At 59.7% G+C, this 23,379-nt stretch carries 21 protein-coding genes; 10 read left to right on the forward strand and 11 right to left on the reverse strand.

Annotation, left to right across the window (positions count from 1 at the left end; all coding sequences use genetic code 11):
• Window positions 1–19: 19 nt before the first annotated feature.
• Window positions 20–1,636, reverse strand: coding sequence for an IS1634 family transposase (locus AB5Y54_RS16690; protein ID WP_323888334.1), 1,617 nt, complete (start codon window positions 1,634–1,636; stop codon window positions 20–22).
• A gap of 267 nt (window positions 1,637–1,903) precedes the next feature.
• On the opposite strand from AB5Y54_RS16690, the gene AB5Y54_RS16695 reads away from it, so the two are divergent.
• On the forward strand, window positions 1,904–3,187 hold the full coding sequence (locus tag AB5Y54_RS16695; RefSeq protein ID WP_041212586.1) for a dicarboxylate/amino acid:cation symporter: 1,284 nt from the start codon (window positions 1,904–1,906) through the stop codon (window positions 3,185–3,187).
• 78 nt (window positions 3,188–3,265) lie between these two features.
• Here AB5Y54_RS16695 and grcA read toward each other — a convergent pair whose 3' ends face one another.
• Entirely contained in the window at window positions 3,266–3,646 is a 381-nt protein-coding gene (gene grcA, locus AB5Y54_RS16700) for an autonomous glycyl radical cofactor GrcA (RefSeq protein WP_200164188.1), read from the reverse strand.
• A gap of 613 nt (window positions 3,647–4,259) precedes the next feature.
• Between grcA and ung the strand changes: the two genes are divergently transcribed.
• Together ung and AB5Y54_RS16710 are read left to right on the forward strand one after the other, a co-directional pair.
• Entirely contained in the window at window positions 4,260–4,940 is a 681-nt protein-coding gene (gene ung, locus AB5Y54_RS16705; RefSeq protein WP_010673856.1) for a uracil-DNA glycosylase, read from the forward strand.
• Window positions 4,941–5,100: 160 nt separating this feature from the next.
• Window positions 5,101–5,646, forward strand: coding sequence for a hemerythrin domain-containing protein (locus AB5Y54_RS16710; RefSeq protein ID WP_041212588.1), 546 nt, complete (start codon window positions 5,101–5,103; stop codon window positions 5,644–5,646).
• Window positions 5,647–5,742: 96 nt separating this feature from the next.
• On the opposite strand, the gene AB5Y54_RS16715 is transcribed toward AB5Y54_RS16710, so the two are convergent.
• Together AB5Y54_RS16715 and tal are read right to left on the reverse strand one after the other, a co-directional pair.
• Window positions 5,743–5,922: a DUF3545 family protein gene (locus tag AB5Y54_RS16715; RefSeq protein WP_010673858.1), complete on the reverse strand. Its 180-nt coding sequence runs from the start codon at window positions 5,920–5,922 to the stop codon at window positions 5,743–5,745.
• A gap of 180 nt (window positions 5,923–6,102) precedes the next feature.
• Window positions 6,103–7,053 (reverse strand): transaldolase, encoded by a 951-nt coding sequence (gene tal / locus AB5Y54_RS16720; RefSeq protein ID WP_200164170.1) that lies wholly within the window; start codon window positions 7,051–7,053, stop codon window positions 6,103–6,105.
• 725 nt (window positions 7,054–7,778) lie between these two features.
• Between tal and AB5Y54_RS16725 the strand changes: the two genes are divergently transcribed.
• The 4 genes from AB5Y54_RS16725 to yidZ all read left to right on the forward strand — a co-directional run bounded on the left by AB5Y54_RS16725 (window position 7,779) and on the right by yidZ (window position 13,050).
• Window positions 7,779–9,209 (forward strand): sodium:alanine symporter family protein, encoded by a 1,431-nt coding sequence (locus AB5Y54_RS16725; RefSeq protein ID WP_010673860.1) that lies wholly within the window; start codon window positions 7,779–7,781, stop codon window positions 9,207–9,209.
• A 179-nt stretch (window positions 9,210–9,388) separates the two neighbouring features.
• Window positions 9,389–10,540: a CMY-1/MOX family class C beta-lactamase gene (gene blaMOX, locus AB5Y54_RS16730; protein ID WP_368154043.1), complete on the forward strand. Its 1,152-nt coding sequence runs from the start codon at window positions 9,389–9,391 to the stop codon at window positions 10,538–10,540.
• A gap of 292 nt (window positions 10,541–10,832) precedes the next feature.
• The gene (locus tag AB5Y54_RS16735) at window positions 10,833–11,999 is read left to right on the forward strand and encodes an MdtL family multidrug efflux MFS transporter (protein WP_223918326.1); all 1,167 of its coding nucleotides are present in this window, start codon (window positions 10,833–10,835) and stop codon (window positions 11,997–11,999) included.
• 10 nt (window positions 12,000–12,009) lie between these two features.
• Complete coding sequence (gene yidZ / locus AB5Y54_RS16740; protein WP_368154044.1) at window positions 12,010–13,050, forward strand: HTH-type transcriptional regulator YidZ; 1,041 nt, start codon at window positions 12,010–12,012, stop codon at window positions 13,048–13,050.
• On the opposite strand, the gene ruvX is transcribed toward yidZ, so the two are convergent.
• The 7 genes from ruvX to metK all read right to left on the reverse strand — a co-directional run bounded on the left by ruvX (window position 13,047) and on the right by metK (window position 18,818).
• Window positions 13,047–13,469, reverse strand: a complete 423-nt coding sequence (ruvX, locus tag AB5Y54_RS16745) for a Holliday junction resolvase RuvX (RefSeq protein ID WP_043762048.1) — start codon at window positions 13,467–13,469, stop codon at window positions 13,047–13,049. The two genes, yidZ and ruvX, sit on opposite strands and share 4 nt — an antisense overlap.
• Before the next feature lie 109 nt (window positions 13,470–13,578).
• On the reverse strand, window positions 13,579–14,133 hold the full coding sequence (locus AB5Y54_RS16750; protein ID WP_010673864.1) for a YqgE/AlgH family protein: 555 nt from the start codon (window positions 14,131–14,133) through the stop codon (window positions 13,579–13,581).
• A gap of 165 nt (window positions 14,134–14,298) precedes the next feature.
• A complete protein-coding gene (gene gshB, locus AB5Y54_RS16755) occupies window positions 14,299–15,249 on the reverse strand; it encodes a glutathione synthase (protein ID WP_069651516.1) in 951 nt (316 codons plus the stop codon).
• A gap of 182 nt (window positions 15,250–15,431) precedes the next feature.
• Window positions 15,432–16,163 (reverse strand): 16S rRNA (uracil(1498)-N(3))-methyltransferase, encoded by a 732-nt coding sequence (gene rsmE, locus AB5Y54_RS16760; RefSeq protein WP_128273791.1) that lies wholly within the window; start codon window positions 16,161–16,163, stop codon window positions 15,432–15,434.
• Window positions 16,164–16,292: 129 nt separating this feature from the next.
• Window positions 16,293–16,985 (reverse strand): endonuclease, encoded by a 693-nt coding sequence (locus tag AB5Y54_RS16765; RefSeq protein WP_039040144.1) that lies wholly within the window; start codon window positions 16,983–16,985, stop codon window positions 16,293–16,295.
• A gap of 73 nt (window positions 16,986–17,058) precedes the next feature.
• Entirely contained in the window at window positions 17,059–17,598 is a 540-nt protein-coding gene (locus AB5Y54_RS16770; RefSeq protein ID WP_221366277.1) for a SprT family zinc-dependent metalloprotease, read from the reverse strand.
• 68 nt (window positions 17,599–17,666) lie between these two features.
• Window positions 17,667–18,818 carry a methionine adenosyltransferase gene (gene metK / locus AB5Y54_RS16775; RefSeq protein WP_010673869.1) on the reverse strand — a complete coding sequence of 384 codons (1,152 nt, stop codon included), beginning with the start codon at window positions 18,816–18,818 and terminating at the stop codon, window positions 17,667–17,669.
• A gap of 340 nt (window positions 18,819–19,158) precedes the next feature.
• Between metK and tkt the strand changes: the two genes are divergently transcribed.
• The 3 genes from tkt to AB5Y54_RS16790 all read left to right on the forward strand — a co-directional run bounded on the left by tkt (window position 19,159) and on the right by AB5Y54_RS16790 (window position 23,365).
• On the forward strand, window positions 19,159–21,150 hold the full coding sequence (gene tkt, locus AB5Y54_RS16780; protein WP_368154046.1) for a transketolase: 1,992 nt from the start codon (window positions 19,159–19,161) through the stop codon (window positions 21,148–21,150).
• Window positions 21,151–21,271: 121 nt separating this feature from the next.
• Window positions 21,272–22,075: a DUF3800 domain-containing protein gene (locus tag AB5Y54_RS16785; RefSeq protein WP_368154047.1), complete on the forward strand. Its 804-nt coding sequence runs from the start codon at window positions 21,272–21,274 to the stop codon at window positions 22,073–22,075.
• A 252-nt stretch (window positions 22,076–22,327) separates the two neighbouring features.
• The gene (locus AB5Y54_RS16790; RefSeq protein WP_041206064.1) at window positions 22,328–23,365 is read left to right on the forward strand and encodes an IS630-like element ISAeme16 family transposase; all 1,038 of its coding nucleotides are present in this window, start codon (window positions 22,328–22,330) and stop codon (window positions 23,363–23,365) included.
• Window positions 23,366–23,379 lie beyond the last annotated feature (14 nt).

Below are 23,379 nucleotides of genomic sequence, written 5' to 3' on the forward strand. Positions count from 1 at the left end.
CCGACATTCCGCACCCGCTTCATGAATAAATCTGCCGGTATCGAGGGCCGAGAACGTCGATGATGGTCTCCTGAACGGTGTTGATGTCGGTCACTTGGGCTGGTTCGCCCCCCAGGCTGTACTCGTGGATCCCGCCAAAGCACAGGAAGATCCAGCGGGCGGTTGGCTTCTGCGTCGGTTTCTTCTTCATGTCCGGCACGCTGCGGCCTTGGGCAACCAGCCCTTTGCGGATACGGTGCTCCAGCGCGGCGTAAATCATCAGGCTGCAGGTCATCACCATCAACAGGGCTTCAATGCGCTCCGGCTTTTTCAGATAGAGCGATGAGGTCAGAAACTCGGGGCTTTTGAGGAAACGAAAGCCGCGCTCAACCGTTTGCTGTGCCTTGTAGGTGGCCAGCAGTTCGGCCATGGTCAGGGTGCCGCTCAGGTCGTTGGTGGCCAGGATGAACACGCCCGTCTGGGCGTTGGCCTCCTCCACCCGTTCCAGGCAGGTCGCGGCCTGACCCTCGATGCGGTACTGATAGCTGTCGGGTTGCTGGCCGCTTTTGGGTCTGCCGGCGCTGGCGTAAACGGGCTCCGTCAGCACGTGGCCTTGCACAATCTCCAGTAGTTTCAGCCCGTTGGCAAAGCGCGCCAGCTCCGCTTCGGCATCGGCCTGACAGGCAAAGCGCCGCGCGCACAGTTTGGTGAACGCCTTGAGCTCGCGGGTGCTGTCGCCCAGCAGGTGCTTGGCCAGCGTTTTCTGCTCGGCATGGTTGGCCTTTTCGCTGCGCACCAGCAGCCAGCGCTGCGGCACATCCGCGTAGTCGGCATCCAGCCAGCGCCCCTGGTAGCCATCGCCCAGCGCGGTCAGCGGCGCCTCACTAATGGCTGCCACAGCATTCCGTGCTTCCGTCAGGGTGCGCGGCACGCGGGTGATGAACAGCTGGCGCTGATGATGCAACAGGTGTAGGGTCTCGGCGCAGTACAGCGCTGCATCACCGACCAGATAGCGGCTCTCCTGCGCGGACTTGAGGCTGCGCAGGTGGCGCTTAACCGTCTCGCGAAAGGCGCTGTTATCGTTGCTGTTGCCACTGAGCGCTTGCAGGTACACCGGCAAGCCGGCCTGATTCTCACAGATCAGCTCCAGGATCACCTGATTGAGCTCTGGCCGATGGTCACGGCTGTATCCCCGCACCAGTTGCAGCCGGCCGGTCTGTTCGCCATCGGCGCAGTCATAGGCGCCATCGACGTGAAAGCTGGTGATATCAAGATGCACCGCCGTGGGCTTGAGCCCCAGCTTGGCGACCACTTGCTCGGCCATCACCTGATAAAGCGTCGACACATCGGCCGCAAACAGCGCATCCAGACAGCGCCCGAGCACATCATCATTAAGATCATCGGCGCAGAGCCCGGGGCCGATCAATCGCTCGACCGGCTTGTTGGCGAAGAACCGCGGGAACAGGTGCAAGGTGCTGCTATGGAAGCCTAAGCCGTTGATGATCATGGCCACCAACGCCTGACCATGAGAGACTTTGAAGGATTGGTTTTTGGGCAGCACCGCATCGATCATGCGGGCGATATCGAGCTCTTGGCACAGGCCAGCGACCAAGCCGAGGTGATCAAGGTTACGGATGGCGATGCGGGGAGCGGGCATGATGAGCGACCTGCAAAAAGCAGTAATAGATCAAAACAGCCGATCGCTGTCAAGCCGCGAAAAAGGGAAAATCAGGTGCGGAATGACGGATGTTAAATATGTTGTGTGATTGATGTCTCTTATTTGCTTCTTATGACATGCAAAAGTAGCGACCGTCAGGATGGCAAAAAGGTATGAAGCGGGTGAGATAACCCTATTTCTCGCCGCAGACTGCTGCATGCGTTATTTGCTGTCAGTGGAGTCACACTTATTAACAGGACGTTGAGCATGCACAAGAAAATTGTCAGTAGCCTTTATTTTCAGGTGATATTGGCAATCACCATCGGAATATGTCTGGGACATGTCTATCCGAGTCTGGGCGCAGATATGAAACCCCTTGGTGATGGCTTCGTTAAATTAATCAAGATGATCATCGCCCCCGTCATTTTTTGTACCGTGGTCACCGGCATTGCCGGCATGGAAAGCATGAAGGCGGTGGGCAAAACCGGTGCCATTGCGCTGATCTATTTTGAAGTGGTGAGCACCCTGGCCCTGATCATCGGTCTGTGCGTGGTCAACGTGCTGCAACCCGGGGCCGGTATGAATGTGGATCCCTCCTCACTCGACGCCAGCGCCATCTCCGTCTATGCGGATCAGGCCCAGTCCCAGGGGATAATTCCCTTCCTGCTGGATGTGATACCGGCCAGCGTCATCGGTGCCTTTGCCGGCGGCAATATACTCCAGGTGTTGCTGTTTGCCGTCCTGTTCGGATTTTCCCTGCATCATATCGGGGAGAAGGGAAAACCCATCTTCAATATCATCGATGGTTTCTCTCAGGTTATTTTCGGCATCATCAACATGATCATGAAACTGGCGCCGATCGGGGCATTTGGCGCCATGGCATTCACCATAGGGAAATACGGTATTGGTTCTTTGGTGCAGCTGGGGCAATTAATTGCTAGCTTCTATCTGACCTGCCTGCTGTTTATTTTCCTGGTGCTCGGCAGTATCGCCAAAGCCAATGGCTTCAGCATTGTGCGCTTTATTGCCTATATCCGGGAAGAGCTGTTGATCGTGCTCGGAACATCCTCGTCGGAATCCGTATTGCCGCGCATGCTGGTGAAAATGGAGGCGCTGGGCTGCAAGAAATCGGTGGTGGGTCTGGTGATCCCGACCGGTTACTCCTTCAACCTGGACGGCACCTCCATCTATCTGACCATGGCAGCCGTCTTCATCGCCCAGGCGACCAACACCCCGCTGGACCTGTTCCATCAGCTCACCCTGCTGGTGGTGCTGCTTATCTCCTCCAAGGGGGCGGCCGGAGTCACGGGGAGTGGCTTCATCGTGCTGGCAGCCACCATCTCGGCGGTAGGGCATCTGCCGCTGGCCGGGCTGGCGCTGATCCTCGGGATTGATCGCTTCATGTCGGAGGCGCGCGCCCTGACCAACCTCATCGGCAACGGGGTGGCGACCCTGGTGGTGGCCCGTTACTGCGATCAGCTCGACGAGGCCACCATGCAGGACGCCCTGGCGAAACCCGTGGTGGCAAGGCCGGTGGACCTGCGAAGCTGACCCAGGTTCCGGCGGCGATCATCACCCATGAAAAAACGGCCCGAGGGGGCCGTTTTTTATCTCTTTACGCAGGGCGCCTTACAGGCTCTGGGTGAAGGTGCGGGTGACCACGTCACGCTGCTGCTCCGGGGTCAGGGCGTTGAAACGCACGGCGTAACCGGAGACGCGGATGGTGAGCTGCGGGTATTTTTCCGGGTTGGCGATGGCGTCTTCCAGGGTTTCGCGGCGCAGTACGTTGACGTTCAGGTGCTGACCCCCTTCGGCCACAGGCTCTTGCTGAACCGGCAGTTCACGGTATTCGAATTGACCCAGGTCGGAGAGGCTGACTTCCTGATCGGCGGCAAAGCTGTCGCCCTTGGCGCAGATGCAGCGAGCCTGTTGTTTCTCTTCGTCCAGCAGCCAGAAAGAGTTCAGCAGAGCGGCGTTGGCGGACTGGGTGATTTGGATGCCCTTGATCATGGTATGACTCCTCATAGGAAAGCGGATTCAACGGTAAGCACATTACCCTGATGTTTTTAAACCACCTCTTGGAAGGAATGATTTAACGGGGCCTTGCCTTACACCTTTACTTCGTTGGGGCCATATATACCACGACGGTAATATTACGAAAATTGATCCAAATCAATAAAACCCCATTTTGCGCGCATTGAAAGGGATTAAATCATTGAGTTGAATCAAAAACAGATCATTTTTCTGTTTTTGTAAGATATATGAATTATGCATTTTTTATTATTCATATCTAGTAATTTAACCACACCTTTAGGGTTTATTGCTGGCGTCAGCGAAAACCGGCCTGCCCAGAGGCCTGTCCGAAGGACGCCCTGTTATTCCTGTGTCGACGCAGCCTCGGTCATGGCCCGTGAACGCCGCCGCCACTTCCCAGGCTGGCAAGGCTGAGCCTGACCTCCATGCGGTTGCGTCTTGGGGGCGAGGACCCTATCCTGAGCCCCTTGCTCTATTGACCGAGGAGATAGCGGTGCCAAGCTGGACAGAAGGCGGGGAGTGGGGAGAGGGAGAGGCTGGCATGCCAGCCAGGATGGAAGGAGTGGATTCGCAACGAGAGGAGACGGGTGTGCTGACCTGGAAAGATGTGATTGGTTCGGAGAAAGAGCAGGCGTATTTCATGGACACCCTGGCCACCGTCAGGGCCGAGCGGGAGGCGGGCAAGGTGATCTATCCCCCGGCGACCGAGGTATTCAATGCCTTCAAACTGACCGAGCTGGATGACGTCAAGGTGGTGATCCTGGGGCAGGATCCCTATCACGGACCGGACCAGGCGCACGGCCTCTGCTTCTCCGTCTTGCCCGGAGTGCGCACGCCGCCGTCCCTCGTCAACATCTACAAGGAGATGCAGCGGGATCTGCCGGGTTTTGTCACACCCAATCACGGCTTCCTGGAATCCTGGGCCAGACAGGGAGTGCTGCTGCTCAATACGGTGTTGACGGTACAGGCTGGCATGGCGCACTCTCACGCCCACCTGGGGTGGGAGACTTTTACCGATCGAGTCATCGAGCGGATCAATGCCCATTGCCAGGGCGTCGTCTTCCTGCTGTGGGGCGCTCATGCCCAGAAGAAAGGGCGCTTCATCGACCGGTCGCGCCATCATGTGCTGAGCGCCCCCCATCCCAGCCCGCTCTCTGCCCATCGCGGTTTCATCGGTTGCGGCCACTTCTCCGAGGCCAATCGCCTGTTGGTCCAGCAAGGACGCAGTCCCATCGACTGGCTCTCGGTCTGCGCCGATCCGGCGGCCTGACGCCGTAAATGCACAGGGGAAATGGTCTCCCCTGTGCCCTCTGTGGTGAGAGGCTGGTGCAGCCGCTGTCTGCATCCGACTTGATTGAGTGCAAAGTTCAGGCAATAAATGACCGTATACTCGAGACAGACGTTTTCTCATTTCAGTGCAAGGAGTGCCCATGTTATCCAGTCTGCATAAGGACCACCTCAACATCACCCGGTTGCTGACGCTGCTCAAGCAAAAGCTGGCGGCCATTCGCAATGAGCAGCCGGTGAGCTACTTCCTGCTGCGGGATGTGGTGGATTATCTGCGCGAGGTATCCGACAAGTACCACCACCCGAAGGAAGACATGATTTATGACTACTACCTGAAATACAGGGTGGTGGAGGGGGAAGTGGCCAACCGGCTGCACGAGGAGCACGCCCGTCTGCTGGATGCAGGGACCGAGCTCAAGGAGATGGTGGAGATGATCCTGATGGATGCGGTCATCCCGCTGGATCAGTTCGTGGCCCGTCTGGAGCAGTTCATCGAGCAGCAGGAGGCGCACATGAACTATGAGGAAGGGGTCATCTTCCCCCATCTGCGCGACTCCCTGACCGAGGATGACTGGCGTCATCTCGAACAGCTCTGGCAGAACCGGGCCATCAATGATCCCCTGTTCGGGGCGGAGGTAAGCCAGCACTTCCAGGCGCTGGCCAAACAGCTTTCGCTGCCTGCAGCCTGAAAGGAGGTTCACCCATAAAAACAGCGCCCCGGTCAATCCGGGGCGCTGTTTTTATGGCTCCACTCGCTGGAGTGAAACATGGGCGACGTGGGCGTATCAGAGCTCCAGGTCGTCCGATCCTTCATAGGCGATGTCGATGGCCTGCAGCTCCTTTTGCAGGCGGTGCTTGTCTTTAAGCGCCTCAATCTCACGCCATTTGCGTTTTTTTCCCGTTGTCCCGCGGCTACGTGAACCCAGCTCAACGACCTCGTCAAAATCGAAGTTGAACATGTCCATGGCTCCCTCCTTGGTTTTATGGTTTTCACCATCCGTATAACACGACGCCTTTGAAAATAAAACGTTTTTATGACGAAGTTGTGACAACCGGAAACAGGCACAAAAAAACCGGGCTGCCCTTTCGGGAGCCCGGTTTTTGCGGTGCCACTTCGCTCTGTGAGAGCCGTGTGGCGAGCGGCTTTACAGATGGCTTGCCAGCATGGTTTCCAGCTTGCCCTGGTCGATGGCGAACAGGCGGATGCCTTCCCCCAGCTTCTCGACGGCCATGGCGTCCTGGTTCAGCTCCCAGCGGAACTCGGCTTCGGTCATCGGGGCCGGTTTGGCTGTGCGCTCGCCGGTGTAGTCCAGCTTGCGCACCACGGTGCCTTCGGTCTTGCTCAGCTCTTCCAGCAAAGCGGGGCCAATGGTCAGGCGGTCGCAGCCGGCCAGTTCCAGGATTTCGCCGGTGTTGCGGAAGCTCGCGCCCATGACCACGGTCGGGTAGTCGTGCTGCTTGTAGTAGTTGTAGATGGCGGTGACGGAGACCACGCCCGGATCTTCACTGGCGGTGTAGTCACGGCCGTTCTTGGCCTTGTACCAGTCGAGGATGCGGCCCACGAAGGGGGAGATGAGGAAGGCGCCGGCTTCGGCACAGGCGCGGGCCTGGGCGAAGGAGAACAGCAGGGTCAGGTTGCACTGGATACCCTCTTTCTCCAGCACCTCGGCGGCACGGATGCCTTCCCAGGTGGAGGCCAGTTTGATCAGGATGCGATCATTGCTGATACCGGCTTCGTTGTAGAGGCGGATCAGCTTGCGGGCCTTGGCGATGCTGGCGTCGGTGTCGAAGGAGAGGCGGGCGTCCACTTCGGTGGAGATGCGGCCCGGGACGATTTTCAGCACTTCGAGGCCGATGTTGACCGCCAGCTTGTCGCCTGCGTCGATGATTTGCTGTGTCTTGTCCTGGCTCTGGGATTTGGCCCAGGCAATGGCGTCCTGGATCAGGGCTGCGTACTCGGGGATCTCGGAGGCCTTGAGTACCAGAGAGGGGTTGGTGGTGGCATCGATGGGCTGGTAGCGCTTGATGGCTTCGATGTCGCCGGTATCGGCAACCACTGTGGTCAGGGCTTTCAGCTGGGTCAATTTATCGGCCATGGCAAATATCATCTCTTTATGAGGGAGCAATCCCAGGGTGGCGGGCATGAGACGGCAGTTCTGAAATTAAATTACAAGATCCCGGCGGCTCAGGCTCAGAAAGGGGCGATGGGCAGGCCCCATCGTCATTGCCTGCCTAATTAATACGGATGTGGCGCATCCTGCAATAGGGGGGCTTGTATGCGAATCAGCCAGGTGGTGAAAGCGGTACCGGCTGTCGGGTGAAAGTGTTTGATAAAAAACGAGTTTTATTAATGGTGTGGCGGCTGGCTCCGACATGGAAAAGCGCAATTATTTTGGTGGATTCATGAATTTGTGCGGGAGGTCACATAAATAGTTCTGTCAGCTACTTGAAATTTAATTACGTGTAAAACGTTTTGCGTTACAACCCCTTGCCGATGGGGCATGAGAGGCAAACGCTTGTCTCCCTGATGTCGTTTCACTCAGCGGTTTTTACCCCCATGGGATGAGTTGTAAAATGGTTCTCTATTGGCTCTAATTTGTAAGGGCGCTGGGTTGCGCATCAATTTTTGTTGATTTATTGCGTGCTAAATGAAGCTTTTTTGCATCAGATTGCTCGTTTTTTGTCTCCCCAGTGAGCCCTGTCACTATTCTGAATTCCCTCCCTATGCTAGATTCCGCCCCTTCGGCGCAATGCTGGTTCGGAAATTGACAGAGAGCGGTCAGCGCAGACTGGCCATGGATGTGATAACAACGAGAGAATTATGGACACCTTGATTGCAATGATTAACGACCTGATGTGGGGAGCCGTGCTCATTTACCTGCTGATCGGGGTCGGTATCTTCTTTACCTTCCGTCTGGGCTTTATCCAGATCCGCCACTTCGGCCACATGTTCTCGGTCCTGCGCAACAGTCGCAAATCCGACAGCGCCGGCATCTCCTCCTTCCAGGCTCTGTGTACCAGCCTGGCGGCCCGTGTCGGGACGGGTAATCTGGCCGGTGTGGCCGTCGCCATCTATCTGGGTGGCCCTGGCGCCGTCTTCTGGATGTGGCTGATTGCCTTCATCGGCATGGCCACCGCCTTCGTGGAGAGCACCCTGGCCCAGCTCTACAAGGTCAAGGACGAGGACGGCAACTACCGGGGCGGTCCCGCCTACTACATGGAGCGCGGCCTCGGCATGCGCTGGATGGGGGTGGTCTTCTCCCTCTGCCTGCTGCTGGCCTTCGGTCTGGTGTTCAACGCGGTGCAGGCCAACTCCATCAGCCTGGCCATGAACGTCGCCTTCGGCATCCCTGACTGGGTGAGCGGTCTGGCCCTGGTGGTGCTCTCCGGCCTCATCATCTTCGGCGGCATCCGCGGCATCGCACGTTTCGCCGAGCTGGTGGTGCCCTTCATGGCGCTCGCCTACATCCTGATGGCGCTGTTCGTGGTGGCCATGAACATCAGCGAGCTGCCCGGCGTGCTGGCCCTGATCATCAAGTCTGCGTTCGGCATCGAGCAGGCGGGTTCCGGCGCCATGGGCTATGCCATCTCCCAGGCGATGATCAACGGCATCAAGCGCGGTCTCTTCTCCAACGAGGCCGGCATGGGCTCTGCCCCCAACGCTGCCGCCACTGCCACCCCCTATCCGCCGCACCCGGCCTCCCAGGGTTATGTGCAGATGCTGGGGGTCTTCCTCGATACCATCGTCATCTGTACCTGTACTGCCGCCATCATCCTGATGTCCGGCCAGTTCGAGCCGGGCTCCGGCGTGACCGGTGTCGAGCTGACCCAGCGCGCGCTCTCCTCCCAGGTGGGCGGCGGTGGCAACATCTTCATCGCAGCGGCCATCTTCTTCTTCGCCTTCACCTCCATAGTCGCGAACTACTCCTATGCGGAGACCAACCTGGTGTTCCTCGAGCACAACCACAAGGGCGGCCTGATGCTGTTCCGGATGTTCGTGCTGGGCATGGTGATGTTCGGCTCTGTGGGCGAGCTGCCGACCGTGTGGGCTCTGGCGGATGTCTCCATGGGGCTGATGGCCATCGTCAACCTGGTGGCCATCCTGCTGCTCTCCGGCGTCGCCATCAAGCTGGCCAAGGACTACAACGACCAGCTCAAGCTGGGGCGCGTCCCCACCTTCGATGCCAACAAGTACCCCGAGCTGCGCAGTCAGCTGGAAGAGGGGATCTGGGACAACCCGGGCAAGAAATAAGCCCGTGTTGCAAGGTGATTGAAGGGGAGCCATGGCTCCCCTTTTTCATGGGTAAAAAGAGGGGGTGGCTTCACACAGACTTCACAGAGCCTCATCGGCAGCATACCTCGCGGGACTATGCTGGGCTCATCACTCGCCGCCATGGCGATACCTTGCTAACGACAGTCAGGAGACATGCAATGCAACAACGACAATCCATCCTGTGGGGCGCTCTGGCCACCCTGATGTGGGCCGGTCTGGCTCATGCCGGTGACAAGGCGGCGACCGATCCCCTGCGCCCCGTGGTGGATGCCAGCATCCGGCCGCTGCTCAAGGAGCACAGGATCCCGGGCATGGCGGTGGCCGTGCTCAAGGATGGCAAGGCCCACTATTTCAACTACGGTGTGGCCGATCGGGAGCGCGCGGTCGGTGTCAGCGAGCAGACCCTGTTCGAGATAGGCTCCGTGAGCAAGACCCTGACCGCGACGCTGGGGGCCTACGCCGTGGTGCAGGGGGGCTTCGAGCTCGATGACAAGGCGAGTCTGTTCGCCCCCTGGCTCAAGGGATCCGCCTTTGACAACATCACCATGGGGGAGCTGGCTACCTACAGCGCGGGCGGCTTGCCGCTGCAATTCCCCGAGGAGGTGGATTCGCTCGAGAAGATGCAGGCCTACTACCGCCAGTGGACCCCAGCCTACTCGCCGGGTTCCCATCGCCAGTACGCCAACCCCAGCATCGGGCTCTTTGGCTATCTGGCGGCGAGCAGCATGAAGCAGCCGTTCGATCGCCTGATGGAGCAGACGATCCTGCCGGGGCTTGGCCTGTACCATACCTACCTCAATGTGCCCGAGCAGGCCATGGGGCACTACGCCTACGGCTACTCGAAGGAGGACAAGCTGATCCGCGTCACTCCCGGCATGCTGGCGGACGAGGCCTACGGCATCAAGACCAGCTCGGCGGATCTGCTGCGCTTTGTGAAGGCGAACATCAGCGGGGTGGATAATGCGGCCATGCAGCAGGCCATCGATCTGACTCACCAGGGCCAGTATGCGGTGGGGGAGATGACCCAGGGACTGGGCTGGGAGCGTTACGCCTATCCCGTCAGCGAGCAGACGCTGCTGGCGGGCAACTCCCCGGCGATGATTTACAATGCGAACCCGGCGGCGCCCGCGCCCGCTGCGGCAGGGCACCCTGTGCTCTTCAACAAGACCGGCTCGACCAACGGCTTCGGGGCCTATGTGGCCTTCGTGCCGGCCAAAGGGATTGGCATCGTCATGCTGGCCAATCGCAACTACCCCAACGAGGCGCGCATCCAGGCGGCCCACGCCATCCTGACGCAACTGGCCAGGTAATGGTGCGCCGTCGCTGAGCCTTGAGGGCACGTCGCATCGCGGCGTGCCCGTTACCTCGGACCCGCCCCCTCAAGGGCGACCTGGCAGGGGGCGGGTCGATGAGCATGCCAGTCCGGACCTCTCCTGCGGGAGATGTCCGGATTGTCATCCACCGAGTGCCATCTCGTCACTAGGCCCCGGCAGGCCGCCCGCTCTATAGTGCCCGGCATCTTCCTCTGCTTTTGCAGGATTGAGTTGTCAATCTCGCTGACAGCGCACCTGTGATGGTGAAACCTGCTGCTATGGAGCCTTCATGGGTATGTTTCTGCTGTGTACTTTTCTGATGATCATCCTCTATCCCCTCGGGATCGATCTCTATCTGGTGGCCGTCCCCCGCATTGCGCAAACCCTGCAGGGGAGCGAGGCGCAGATCCACACCGCTTTTTCCATCTATCTGCTGGGCATGGCGGCTACCGTGCTGCCGGGGGGCATGCTGGCGGATCGCCATGGCAGGCGCCCCGTGGTGCTGGGGGGCGCCCTCATCTTCGTGGTCGCCTCCCTGGTGGCGGCGGAGGCGACCGACATCGCCCAGTTTTATCTGGGGCGTTTCTGGCAAGGGGTGGGCGCTGGAGCGCTCTACATCATGACCTTCACCGTGCTGCGGGATGTGCTGAGCCAGGCGCGCCTCGCGATGGCTCTCTCCCTCATCAACGGCGTGATCTGCGTCATTCCGGTGCTGGCTCCCGTACTCGGTTATCTCATCCTGTCGCACTTCGAGTGGCGCGGCATCTTCGTGGGCATGGCGCTGGTGGCTGTCATCAGTGCCCTGGTCAACCTGCGACTGCTCAAGGAGACCCGCCCCGCCCGCCAGCCTGCGGGGGCATCGCCGCTGGCCCTGCTGGGCACGGCCCCCTTCATGCTGCGCGCCTTGCTGACCAGCGCCAGCGTGACCGCCATCCTGGTCTATGTGAGCGTCTCGCCCCTCGTCCTGATGACCACGTTCGGTCTGCCTCCCGAGCAGTACACCCGGCTGATGATGGCGATGGCCGGGGTGAGCATGTCCGCTTCCTTCCTGACCCCCTTGCTGCTGCGCTGGCTCGGCAAGGCAAGGGTGCTGGCGCTCTCCCACCTCGCCTACCTGCTGGCCTTGCTCGCCCTGCTGTGCAGCAGCGGGCCCGAAGGCGGCCTGTCCTGGCTGCTGGCGGGGTTTGCCCTGGTCTGCATCGGGTTTTCCTGCGGGTTCGGGGTGGCGATGGGGGAGGCGCTGGATGTGTGCGGGGATCAGGTGGCATCGGCCAGCGCCCTGCTCTGCATCATGCAGATAGGGTTGTCCGGGCTCTTCATCTGGGGGATGGGCCATCTGGGGATGCCTGCGTTCTGGATGCTGATCCTGGCACTCCTGCTGGCGCTGCTCGGATACCTGGTGGTCAAGGTGCTGCTACCATGGCGTGCGGTACGGCGAGTTCGGGCTCGGGGATAGGAGAGAAGCGATGAGCAATCTGGGTGAACTCGATTTGAACCTGCTGGTGGTCTTCAGGCACCTGATGCAGGAGCGCAGCGTGGCGGGGGCGGCCAAGAAGCTGTGTGTCACCCCGTCGGCGGTGAGCAAGGAGCTTGGCAAGCTGCGGGACTGGTTCGGGGATCCCCTCTTCGTGCGCGTGCGCCAGGGCTTGCAGCCGACCAATCTCTCCCTGACCCTGGCGGAGGAGCTCAAGACCTGGTTCCAGCTCACCGAGAGCATCAGCACCCTCAACAGCGAGGCGATCCCCGAGGGGGCCCGCTTCAGTCTGGTGATGGAGTCCCCCTTTGGCATCAGCTTCCTGAGCGAGCTGCCCACGACCATCTACCAGAAGTACCCCCACTCCGTGGTCAGGATGCTGGGCTGGGATCACCACTCTCTCAACGACATCGTCAACGGGGAGGCGGATCTCGGCTTCTGTGCCCGGGAGACCCACGGCCGCTCCCATGCCAGGGTCAACCGGCTGCCCTATTACATCGATCACGAGGTGCTGTTCTGCGATCGTCCCGTGGTGTTCCTGCGCAAGGATCACCCCTTGCTCGGGCAGACGTGGTCGCTGACCCGCTTTCTGGCCTGCCCCCAGGTGAGCGTGGTGTGGGAGGCCAGCGACAGCTGGGCACTGGATGATCTGCTGGAGGACGAAGGCCACAGGCGGCAGGTGCCCATCATGGTGGCGAGCTTCGAGCAGGCGCTGCACATCGCCGCCCAAAAGAGCCACGAGCTGATCGCCGTGGTGCCCTCATATTGCGCGGACTATGCCGCCAGACACCACCCCGACCTCATCCCCATGCCGTTGCCGCTGGAAGAGTCTCTCTATGCCCAGCTGGAGATCGCCTTCATCCTGCTGTGGCACAAGCGCCACAATCAGGATGCCAAGGTGATGTGGTTGCGGGGGGAGATCCGGCGGCTCTATGGCCTGGTCGCGGCGGGGATGACGCGTTTTGCCTGGGGCGGGCCCATGGAGAGCAGGGCGGCGAAAGAGAAGCAAGGGGGAGGAGGCTCCCCGGTTTAGTCGTACTGCTCTTCCATCCAGGCTTCGACGATGAGCTGGGCGGAGACGCCGTCCACGCTCCCCTTGTCCAGCGCCTTGTAGCCGCCACGTTCAAACAGGCGGGCGCGGGCATCCGTGGTGGTGAGCCGCTCGTCCTTGAACTCCACCGGTTTGCCGAAGCGGCCGTGCAGGCGATTGCCGAATTTGCGAGCCCGCACCGTGATCTCCTGGTCCGTGCCATCCATGTTGAGGGGCAGACCGACGATCAGCAGATCCGGTTGCCACTCCTTGAGCAGCTTCTCTATCTCGTCCCAGTTGGGGATGCCGTCGTTGGCCTTGAGGGAGCGAAGGGGGCGGGCGCTGCCCGTGAGCTCCTGGCCGATGGCGACACCGATGCTCTTGGTGCCGTAGTCAAAGCCCATGATGCTGCGTGATGACATGGGGTCTCCTCGAAATGGATGGATAAATGAAGGGGGAAGCCCCCTCCCTGCCTCCCCCTGCTCGTGAGGGGGGAGCGTGCCGCCTCCCCCGGAGGGGAGGGCCGGGGTGTCAGCTATGGCCCACCTGGCTGGAGAGGTGCAGGGGGTTGACCCCAATGCTCGCGGCGGCTTGCTGCCAGCGCAGGTGGATGGGGGTATCGAAGACCAGCTTGGGATTGGGGGGGATCACCAGCCAGGCGCCATCCACCAGCTCCTGCTCGAGCTGGCCTGCACTCCAGCCGGCGTAACCGAGCGCCACCAGCCAGTGGTCCGGCGCCTCGTCGGTGCCCAGGGTCTCCAGGATGTCCTTGGAGGTGGTGACCATCATCTCGTCGCTCACCTGCAGGGTGGAGTTGAAGCCCGGGCGGAAGCTGTGCAGCACAAAGCCGCGATCCCCGTGCACCGGGCCCCCCTGCAACACCGGCTGTTTCATCTCGGCGGTGGCGGGGGGATTGAGGTTGAGCTTGGTCAGCATGGCGTCCAGGGACATGTCGACCGGAATGTTGACCACCAGTCCCATGGCGCCTTCGCTGCTGTGTTCGCACAGATAGACCAGGGAGCGCTGGAAATAGGCGTCCGTGAGGCTCGGCATGGCGAGCAGAAAGTGATTTTGCAGTGTTTGCATGGAGCGTATGTATCTCTAAGCGTGCAAAGGTATTTGGGGTGATTATGGCAGTTGATGGCGGCGGGCAAAACCGCTTTTTGCCGGCAGGAGGGCGGCAGTCAAAGGGGCCCTCACGGCCCCTTGTGTGTGTTTTCTCGCCGCGGCAACGGGTCGCTGGGGAAGGGGTCAGCGGCCCAGTCGGCGCTCGATGGCGTCCATCAGCATGCCGGTAATGGAGACGTCGAAGGCCGCCTCAATCTCGCGGATGCAGGTCGGGCTGGTGACGTTAATCTCGGTCAGGCGATCGCCGATGATGTCGAGGCCGACGAAGATGAGCCCCTTCTCTTTCAGGGTCGGGCCTACCGCGCGGGCGATGGCCCAGTCCGCGTCACTCAAAGGGCGCGCCTCACCACGGCCGCCGGCCGCCAGGTTGCCACGGGTCTCCCCTTGGGCCGGGATCCGGGCCAGGCAGTAGGGAACCGGTTCACCGTCCACCACCAGCACCCGCTTGTCGCCATCCTTGATGGCGGGCAGATAGGTCTGCGCCATGCAGTACTGGCTGCCGTGAGAGGTTAATGTCTCGATGATGACGCCGACGTTGGCGTCATCCTCCTTCATGCGGAAGATGGAGGCGCCGCCCATGCCGTCGAGCGGCTTGAGGATGACGTCCTTGTGCTTGGCGTGGAAGGCACGCAGCTTGTCGGCTCTGCGAGTGACGAGCGTGGTCGGGGTGTGTTCGGCAAACCAGGCGGTGTAGAGCTTCTCGTTGGCGTCGCGCAGGCTCTGGGGCTTGTTGACGATGAGGCAGCCCTCATCCTCGGCCCGCTCCAGCATGTAGGTGGCGTAGATGAACTCGGTGTCGAAGGGGGGATCCTTGCGCATCAGGATCACGTCCAGGCTGGAGAGCGGCTGATCCACCACCTCGCCCAGCGTGTACCAGTCGGCATAGTCATATTTGACGGTGAGCGGACGCATGGTACCGAAGGCGCGACCGGCCTCCATGTAGAGATCCTTCATCTCCAGATAGAACAGCTCGTAGCCGCGCTTTTGCGCCTCTTCGAGCATGGCGAAGCTGGAGTCCTTCTTGATGTTGATGGCCGAGATGGGGTCCATCACGATGCCGAGTTTGATGGTCATCCGAGATTCCTTCTGGTGGCTCGATTGCGAGTGAGATTCTTAAAACTTGTTCAAGGTCTGTCACGAGAGGTCGTCAGCAAGGTAAAGAGCAGCGCAGGAACCGGAGCGTATAGACATACGTGAGGATTCCGAGCAGCGCATGAGCCTTGATCACGACCTCGCAGTAAGACATTGGACTGGTTTCAGGCCAGATCGCCAAAGCGGCATTGCAGCGCAGTAATCGCCGTCAGGGCGGCGGTTTCGGTGCGCAGCACCCGCGGCCCCAGCAGCATCTCCTTGAAATCTTCCTGCACGGTACGGGCGATCTCGTCGCTGGACAAGCCCCCTTCCGGGCCGATCAGCAGGCGCACGCCGTGCTCGGGGATGGGCAGGGTGTTGATGCTGTAAGGGGCGCGCGGGTGCAGGTTGAGCTTGAGCTCCTGAGTCTCTTCCGCCAGCCAGGCGTCCAGCTCCATCGGCATGCGCACCTCGGGCACGGTATTGCGGCCGCACTGCTCGCAGGCGCTGATCACCACTTTTTGCCACTGCTCGCGCTTTTTCTCCAGCCGATCGGCGGGCAGCTTGACGCCGCAGCGCTCGGAGAAGAGGGGCGTGATGCAGGTGACGCCGAGCTCCACGGATTTCTGGATGGTGAAGTCCATCTTGTCGCCGCGGCTGATCACCTGACCCAGGTGGATGGCAAGGGGGGACTCCACCGAGCGGGTCTCGCAACTGTCGATGGTCACTTCCACCGACTTCTTGCCGACGTTGGCGATGGTGGCGGGGTACTGGTTGCCGTCGCCGTTGAACAGCTCGAGCTGCTGGCCCGGCTGCATGCGCAGCACGCGGCCGATGTGATTGGCACCGTCTTCCGACAGGACGAGGGTCTGGCCAACCTGCAGGCTGGCCGGTTCATAGATACGTGGAATGCGCATGGCTGATAGTCAGTCTCTTGCTTGGAAACCCTTCAATACCCTACTGCACGGCGGCGAGCAAGGCTCGCGAGACAGAGAGTGAAGGGATTCAGGATGAGGGGGACGCTCCCCCTCCCTGGTCAAATGGGGTTATTGGCACTGCTTTTCAATGAAGGGATTGGTATTGCCCTGCAGCTTGCCGATACGGCGGTTGCGCTCGCACTCCCAGCGATCAGCCGGATACTGCCTGTCCCAGGCTTCGTAAAGCTTGCGCTGCTGGGCCGCCAGACGCAGTCCGTACTGCTGGCTCATGTAGAGGTAGGCGCGGGCGATCTGGCCACGCACCGGCCCCTTGGGTGGCTGCACCTGGCGCTCCTTGAAGTCCACCAGCATCTGGCACTTGCCGTACTGGTTCGGTTTGCCGTTCCAGTCGCTGAAGCGGAAGTTCGCCCGATCGCCGTTCACCTCGCCGATGGCGGGGAAGAGGTTGTGCATGTCTCCCTCCATCCTGTTGAACTCGTCGCTCTTGCCGCAATTCTTGCGACCTCCGTCCTGCCAGCACTGGAGCTGGTGGCCGAACTCCCAGGCGGGCACCACGTGCTCCCATTCGATGCGGGAGGCCCGCTCGGCCTGCTTGCGCGGCAGGTAGCCGCAGCTCTCCCAGTCGGGGGCCATCTTCTTGCCGCTGAACTTGATGTTGCAGCCGCAGTAGAAGGTGACGGGGTGGCTCTGGTAGAGCTTGTTCAGATCCTGCTTGGCGGCGCGAAAGGTCTGGATGTTGTCGGCATGGGCCGGGGCGCTGACCAGCAGGGCCAGGCAGAGGGAGAGTAGAGGGCGAAACATGAATATCCTTGGCAATGAGACAGTTGAATGAAGTAAGCGCGCACCCTATCACAGGAGCGCGACACGGGGTGACTCAATCCGCCGTCGTGTCGCGCTGCCACACCAGGGGCTGGCGACAGCGGCGGCAGTGATAGCGGGCCTCGCCGCGCATCACCTTGTTGTGGCGGCGCACGGAGAGGGGATGCTGCTGGCAGGCGCAGGCATACACGAAGGTGCGCTGGGCCAGCACCCCCAGATCGAAGCTGTGGGTGGTGCTGGGTTCGAGACCGAACAGCTCCCGCATCACCGACTGCCACTGGCGGCCGTGGGGCAGTACCCGGCTCTTGCCACGCCCCTCTCCCCAGAGCGCATAGACCAGCAGGTGCGCCACCTCGTGGGGCACCACTTCCCTGAGAAACGCCTGCTGATTGGCCTGATAGAGCGCCGGATTGAAACGCAGCTCCCAGGTTTGCAGCCGCGCAGACCCTGCCGCCCGGCCCCGCATGTTGCAATGGATTTGCGGGCGGGGAAAGGTGCGGCCAAGGCGCGTTTCAGCCTGTACAAAGCAGGCCTCGACGCGCGCGAGCAGCGTCTCGATGAGGGCGGGGTCAAGCCGGGTGGCAGTGGCAGGCATGGGATCCTCGGGACAGGACACAAAAGCAAAAGGGGAGCCAGGCTCCCCTTTTATCACAACCTCGAGCCTTACAGGCCGGCGGCAGCGCGCAGCAGCTCGGCCTTGTCGGTCTTCTCCCAGGGGAACTCGTCGCGGCCGAAGTGGCCGTAAGCGGCGGTTGCCTGGTAGATCGGGCGCTTCAGATCCAGCATCTCGATGAGACCATAGGGGCGCAGCTCGAAGAACTCGCGCACCAGCTTGACCAGCAGGGCTTCGGCCACCTTGCCGGTGCCGAAGGTTTCGACGCTGATGGAGGTGGGCTCGGCCACGCCGATGGCGTAGGAGACCTGCACTTCACAGCGATCCGCGAGACCTGCGGCCACGATGTTCTTGGCCACGTAGCGGGCGGCGTAGGCGGCGGAGCGGTCCACCTTGGACGGATCCTTGCCGGAGAAGGCACCACCACCGTGACGGGCCATGCCGCCGTAGGTGTCGACGATGATCTTGCGACCGGTCAGACCGCAGTCACCCATGGGGCCGCCGATGACGAAACGGCCGGTCGGGTTGATGAAGTACTTGGTGTCCTTGTTGATCCACTCGGCGGGCAGCACCGGCTTGATGATCTCTTCGCGCACCGCTTCCACCAGATCGCTGTGGCTGATGGAGTCGCAATGCTGGGTGGAGAGCACCACGGCATCGACACCCAGGATCTTGCCTGCGTCGTCGTAGGCGAAGGTCAGCTGGCTCTTGGCGTCCGGACGCAGCCACGGCAGGGTGCCGTTCTTGCGCACTTCTGCCTGACGCTTCACCAGCAGATGGGAATAGGTGATGGGCGCGGGCATCAGCACGTCGGTTTCGTTGGTGGCGTAGCCGAACATCAGGCCCTGGTCACCGGCACCTTGCTCCAGCGGGTCGGTACGGTCGACACCCTGGTTGATGTCCGGAGACTGTTTGCCGATGGCGTTCAGCACGGCGCAGGAGTCGGCGTCGAAGCCCATGTCGGAGTGGGTGTAACCAATCTCGCGCACGGTGTCGCGCACGATCTGTTCGATGTCGACCCAGGCAGAGGTGGTCACTTCGCCGGCTACCATCACCATGCCGGTCTTGACCAGGGTTTCGCAGGCGACGCGCGCCTTGGTGTCCTGCTGCAGGATGGCGTCCAGCACCGCATCGGAGATCTGGTCGGCGATTTTATCGGGATGGCCTTCGGAGACCGACTCGGAAGTAAACAGCTTTGCCATGTTTGGTTCTCGATTCGTAAGGGTTATCGCCTTGGCCATAACCGGATAATGACAGGATGACTGTAGAGGTATCTACATCTGGACGTCTATTTTAAATAGGTCATCCGGTGATTGCCAGCACTATTTGGGGGTGGAGCCGCCCGGGGCGGGACGGGGAAGGGATCCACCTCCATGGAGGTAAGGCAGGGGGCGGATTGAATCGTTTTCCCCGCCCAGAAAAGCGATTGTGCTCCCAAAGCCACTTTATTCGCCCAGATAATATTTGCACGCCGCGCCCCCTGCTGGGACAATAACGCGCCTTAATCTTGGCCATCAAATGAAGCAATCGCAGGAGATACAGATGCCTTCTCGTAAAGAGCTTGCCAATGCCATTCGTGCATTGAGTATGGATGCCGTTCAAAAAGCCAACTCCGGTCACCCGGGCGCCCCCATGGGAATGGCGGATATCGCTGAAGTGCTGTGGCGCAGCCACCTCAAACACAACCCGAACAACCCCAAGTGGGCCGACCGCGACCGTTTCATTCTCTCCAACGGCCACGGCTCCATGCTGCTGTACTCCCTGCTGCACCTCTCCGGTTATGACCTCTCCATCGACGATCTGAAAAACTTCCGCCAACTGCACTCTCGCACCCCGGGTCACCCGGAGTACGGTTATGCGCCGGGCGTTGAAACCACCACCGGCCCGCTGGGTCAGGGCATCACCAACGCCGTGGGCATGGCGATCGCCGAGAAGGCCATGGCCGAGCAGTTCAACCAGCCGGGTCACGACATCGTCGATCACTACACTTACGCCTTCATGGGCGACGGCTGCCTGATGGAAGGTATCTCCCACGAAGCCTGCTCCCTGGCCGGCACCCTGGGTCTGGGCAAGCTGATCGCGTTCTGGGATGACAACGGCATCTCCATCGACGGTCACGTAGAAGGCTGGTTCACCGACGACACTCCCAAGCGCTTCGAAGCCTACGGCTGGCACGTCATCCCGGCCGTTGACGGTCACAACCCGGAAGCCATCAACGCTGCCATCGAAGCCGCCAAGGCCGAGACCGGTAAGCCGACCCTGATCTGCTGCCGCACCATCATCGGCTACGGTTCCCCGAACAAGTCCGGCTCCCACGACTGCCACGGCGCACCGCTGGGCAACGACGAGATCGCCGCCGCCCGTGCCTTCCTGAAGTGGGACCACGCGCCGTTCGTCATCCCGTCCGACATCGCCGCCGAGTGGAACGGTCAGGAGAAGGGCGCCAAGCTCGAATCCGACTGGTCTGCCAAGTTCGCCGCCTATGAAGCCGCTCACCCGGCCCTGGCTGCCGAATTCAAGCGCCGCACCACTGGCGAGCTGCCGGCCAACTGGGCTGCTGAATCCGCCAAGATCATCGAAACCCTGCAGGCCAACCCGGCCAAGATCGCGACCCGTAAAGCGTCCCAGAACTCTCTGGAAGCCTTCGGCAAGCTGCTGCCGGAATTCATGGGCGGCTCCGCGGATCTCGCGCCGTCCAACCTGACCATGTGGTCCGGCTCCAAGTCCCTGACTCCCGAGAGCGCCGCAGGCAACTACATCCACTACGGCGTGCGCGAGTTCGGCATGTCCGCCATCATGAACGGCATCGCCCTGCACGGTGGTTTCATCCCCTACGGCGCCACCTTCCTGATGTTCATGGAGTACGCCCGCAACGCCCTGCGCATGGCCGCCCTGATGAAGCAGCGCGCCATCTTCGTCTACACCCACGACTCCATCGGTCTGGGTGAAGATGGTCCGACTCACCAGCCGGTGGAGCAGATCGCCTCCCTGCGTCTGACCCCGAACATGAGCACCTGGCGCCCGTGTGACCAGGTAGAGTCCGCCATCGCCTGGAAACACGCCATCGAGCGTACCGACGGCCCGACCTCCCTGATCTTCTCCCGTCAGAACCTGGCCCAGATGGACCGCACCGCCCAGCAACTGGCCGATGCCGCCAAGGGTGGTTATGTGCTGAAGGATTGCGCCGGTACCCCGGAGCTGATCCTGATCGCCACCGGTTCCGAAGTGGAGCTGGCCGTGGCCGCCTATGAGCAGCTGACTGCCAAGGGCCGTGCCGTGCGCGTGGTCTCCATCCCGTCTACCGACGTGTTCGATGCCCAGTCCGCCGAGTACAAGGAGTCCGTCCTGCCAGCCGCCGTCACCAAGCGCGTGGCCATCGAAGCGGGCATCGCCGACTACTGGTACAAGTACGTGGGCTTTGGCGGCAAGATCATCGGCATGCGCACCTTCGGTGAGTCCGCACCGGCCGAGCTGCTGTTCAAGGAATTCGGCTTTACCGTGGAAAATGTGGTTGCGACCGCAGAGTCTCTGTAACAGCCCCTGTAATTCCTGAACGTTGGGCCGCGCAGGCCCAATAGCCGGAAAATAAAACGCCCTCCATCGCAAGATGGGGGGCGTTTTATAAGATAAAAACTAATAACAAGAAGGGCATAAAGTGAATACACTAATTGCATTTGATGATACCGGCTCTCCAGGCAAGTCTCTTAATTCAAAATATTTAGACTCTGAGCGCAAAACATATGTTGGTGTTTTATTTGAGCCTAATGTTATTGATGAGGTACGAACACAGATGAATGGTGTGTTAGGCCTATTTAAAGATGAGCTCAAAACGACAGAATGTCATCTTACTGAAATAATGAATGGCCAAGGAGAGTGGGCTAAAATAGACTCTGATATGCGATTAGGTATATTTAGTACATTTTGTGAGATTTTTTCACATTACAAATTCACGTGTTTAGTTCAGTCTTGGGCTCCTTCTTATTACGCTAGGAACAATATTTCCCTTGGTAAGGGAGCAAAGTATGGGGCACTGAAATTATATGAACATAGTGATATGGCTATGTTTATGGCATTGATAAAAGCAAAACATTATTTGATAGATAATGATTTTAAAACTCCTGTTTCTATCATTTTCGATGAGGGGCGCAGAAAAGCAGGTAGTGAAATGGTGTTACCATTATTGCGAGGTATTACTAAGCGTGCATCGATATCTTTCGAAAGATCAAGTGGAAATCCATTCCTACAAATTGCAGATTTTGCCGCATACTGCTTAAATAAATCTCAGTTATTAGCAGTAAAGGAAAAAAGAAGTGAGATAGATGACTTGATTTTGAAATGCATAGAACTCGCTGACTTTAATTATGTTGGGGCTCATAAAATAGATGTTAAATATAGCGAGCTAAATTCAGAACACTATGACTACATGCAACGGTTGTATATGGACTCGATAAAGAATTGATAGCTCGTAGGTTAGATTAGCGAAGCGTAATCGGACGTTCGTGTTCTTTATATCGATGTCATAAAAATAATATCCCTCCCTGTTACCAAAAAAGAGACCGGCATATAGCCGGTCTCTTTTTATTGAGTGTACAGATCTAAATAACCGTTCCGAAATGTAGATCACTTATCCGGGAAAGAAGGGAACTCGGCGTCGTTTGTGCGATCTGATTAATCGCCAAACCAATCAAACGACAAACGAGCCGAGCCCGAAATGATACTAACACTCCCCGACCATGATGAGCGACGCCGGATCATCAACAAGATGCACCGGACCAAAGATAAAGATCTCTGCCGGAGGCTCAACGCCATCTTGCTCCTTGCTGACGGGCACAGTGTCTCGGCTGTTTCTCGGCTCACAGCCGCCGCCCGGTCATCGATCAATCGCTGGGTGAACTGGTACACCTTGTACGGTCTGGAGGGGCTTGAAAGCGAGCCTCGGGGGCGCAAGCCGGTGCTGCCATTTGCTCACATCTCGGGTCTATTACAGCTGTTGATCCAGTTGTCTCCACAGGAGCTCGGATATCAGCGCTCGCGTTGGAGTACCGAACTGATGGCGCTTGAACTCAAACGGAGTTGGCGCCTGACATTGCATGCTTCAACAATACGGCGATGGCTGCCCAGGCTAGGGATTGTCTGGCGCCGGGCCGCGCCCACTTTGCACATCCGCGATCCCCATAAAGAGCGGAAAATGGCCGCTATCAATGAGGCCTTGGGACGCTGCAGTGCGGACCATCCCGTGTTCTATGAAGATGAGGTGGATATCCACCTAAATCCCAAGCTGGGGGCGGACTGGATGATGCGAGGGAAGCAGAAGAAAGTGGCAACTCCGGGCCAGAATCGCAAACATTACCTCGCTGGCGCCCTGCATGCCGGAACAGGTAACGTGACCTATGTGGCGAGCGATAGCAAAGACACGGACTTGTTCTTGTCACTGCTCCAAACACTAAAGCGGACTTATCGGCGCGCCAAGAGCATCACGCTGATCCTGGATAACTACATCATCCACAAGAGCAAAAAAGCACAGCGATGGCTGGCAAAAAATCCGAAGTTCATCGTGCTTTTTCAGCCGGTGTATTCGCCATGGGTGAACCAGATTGAGCGGCTGTGGCATGCCCTCCATGAAACGATCACCCGGAACCACCAATGCCGCACATTGGGTGAGTTATTACGTCGCGTGTTCTACTTCCTGGATCATGCCGCCCCGTTCCCCGGTAATGGACATGGGCTTATGCAACTGGAGCGAAATTAGGATCAGCTATTTAG

Source organism: Aeromonas sp. s9, assembly GCF_040907765.1.
Lineage (GTDB): Bacteria > Pseudomonadota > Gammaproteobacteria > Enterobacterales > Aeromonadaceae > Aeromonas > Aeromonas caviae.

Coding starts and splice junctions, on each gene's coding strand:
- AB5Y54_RS16690 (WP_323888334.1), bottom strand. CDS start 1,636: ATGCCCGCTCCCCGCATCGCCATCCGTAACCTTGATCACCTCGGCTTG.
- AB5Y54_RS16695 (WP_041212586.1), top strand. CDS start 1,904: ATGCACAAGAAAATTGTCAGTAGCCTTTATTTTCAGGTGATATTGGCA.
- grcA (WP_200164188.1), bottom strand. CDS start 3,646: ATGATCAAGGGCATCCAAATCACCCAGTCCGCCAACGCCGCTCTGCTG.
- AB5Y54_RS16710 (WP_041212588.1), top strand. CDS start 5,101: ATGTTATCCAGTCTGCATAAGGACCACCTCAACATCACCCGGTTGCTG.
- AB5Y54_RS16715 (WP_010673858.1), bottom strand. CDS start 5,922: ATGGACATGTTCAACTTCGATTTTGACGAGGTCGTTGAGCTGGGTTCA.
- tal (WP_200164170.1), bottom strand. CDS start 7,053: ATGGCCGATAAATTGACCCAGCTGAAAGCCCTGACCACAGTGGTTGCC.
- AB5Y54_RS16725 (WP_010673860.1), top strand. CDS start 7,779: ATGGACACCTTGATTGCAATGATTAACGACCTGATGTGGGGAGCCGTG.
- blaMOX (WP_368154043.1), top strand. CDS start 9,389: ATGCAACAACGACAATCCATCCTGTGGGGCGCTCTGGCCACCCTGATG.
- AB5Y54_RS16735 (WP_223918326.1), top strand. CDS start 10,833: ATGGGTATGTTTCTGCTGTGTACTTTTCTGATGATCATCCTCTATCCC.
- yidZ (WP_368154044.1), top strand. CDS start 12,010: ATGAGCAATCTGGGTGAACTCGATTTGAACCTGCTGGTGGTCTTCAGG.
- ruvX (WP_043762048.1), bottom strand. CDS start 13,469: ATGTCATCACGCAGCATCATGGGCTTTGACTACGGCACCAAGAGCATC.
- AB5Y54_RS16750 (WP_010673864.1), bottom strand. CDS start 14,133: ATGCAAACACTGCAAAATCACTTTCTGCTCGCCATGCCGAGCCTCACG.
- gshB (WP_069651516.1), bottom strand. CDS start 15,249: ATGACCATCAAACTCGGCATCGTGATGGACCCCATCTCGGCCATCAAC.
- rsmE (WP_128273791.1), bottom strand. CDS start 16,163: ATGCGCATTCCACGTATCTATGAACCGGCCAGCCTGCAGGTTGGCCAG.
- AB5Y54_RS16765 (WP_039040144.1), bottom strand. CDS start 16,985: ATGTTTCGCCCTCTACTCTCCCTCTGCCTGGCCCTGCTGGTCAGCGCC.
- AB5Y54_RS16770 (WP_221366277.1), bottom strand. CDS start 17,598: ATGCCTGCCACTGCCACCCGGCTTGACCCCGCCCTCATCGAGACGCTG.
- metK (WP_010673869.1), bottom strand. CDS start 18,818: ATGGCAAAGCTGTTTACTTCCGAGTCGGTCTCCGAAGGCCATCCCGAT.
- tkt (WP_368154046.1), top strand. CDS start 19,159: ATGCCTTCTCGTAAAGAGCTTGCCAATGCCATTCGTGCATTGAGTATG.
- AB5Y54_RS16790 (WP_041206064.1), top strand. CDS start 22,328: ATGATACTAACACTCCCCGACCATGATGAGCGACGCCGGATCATCAAC.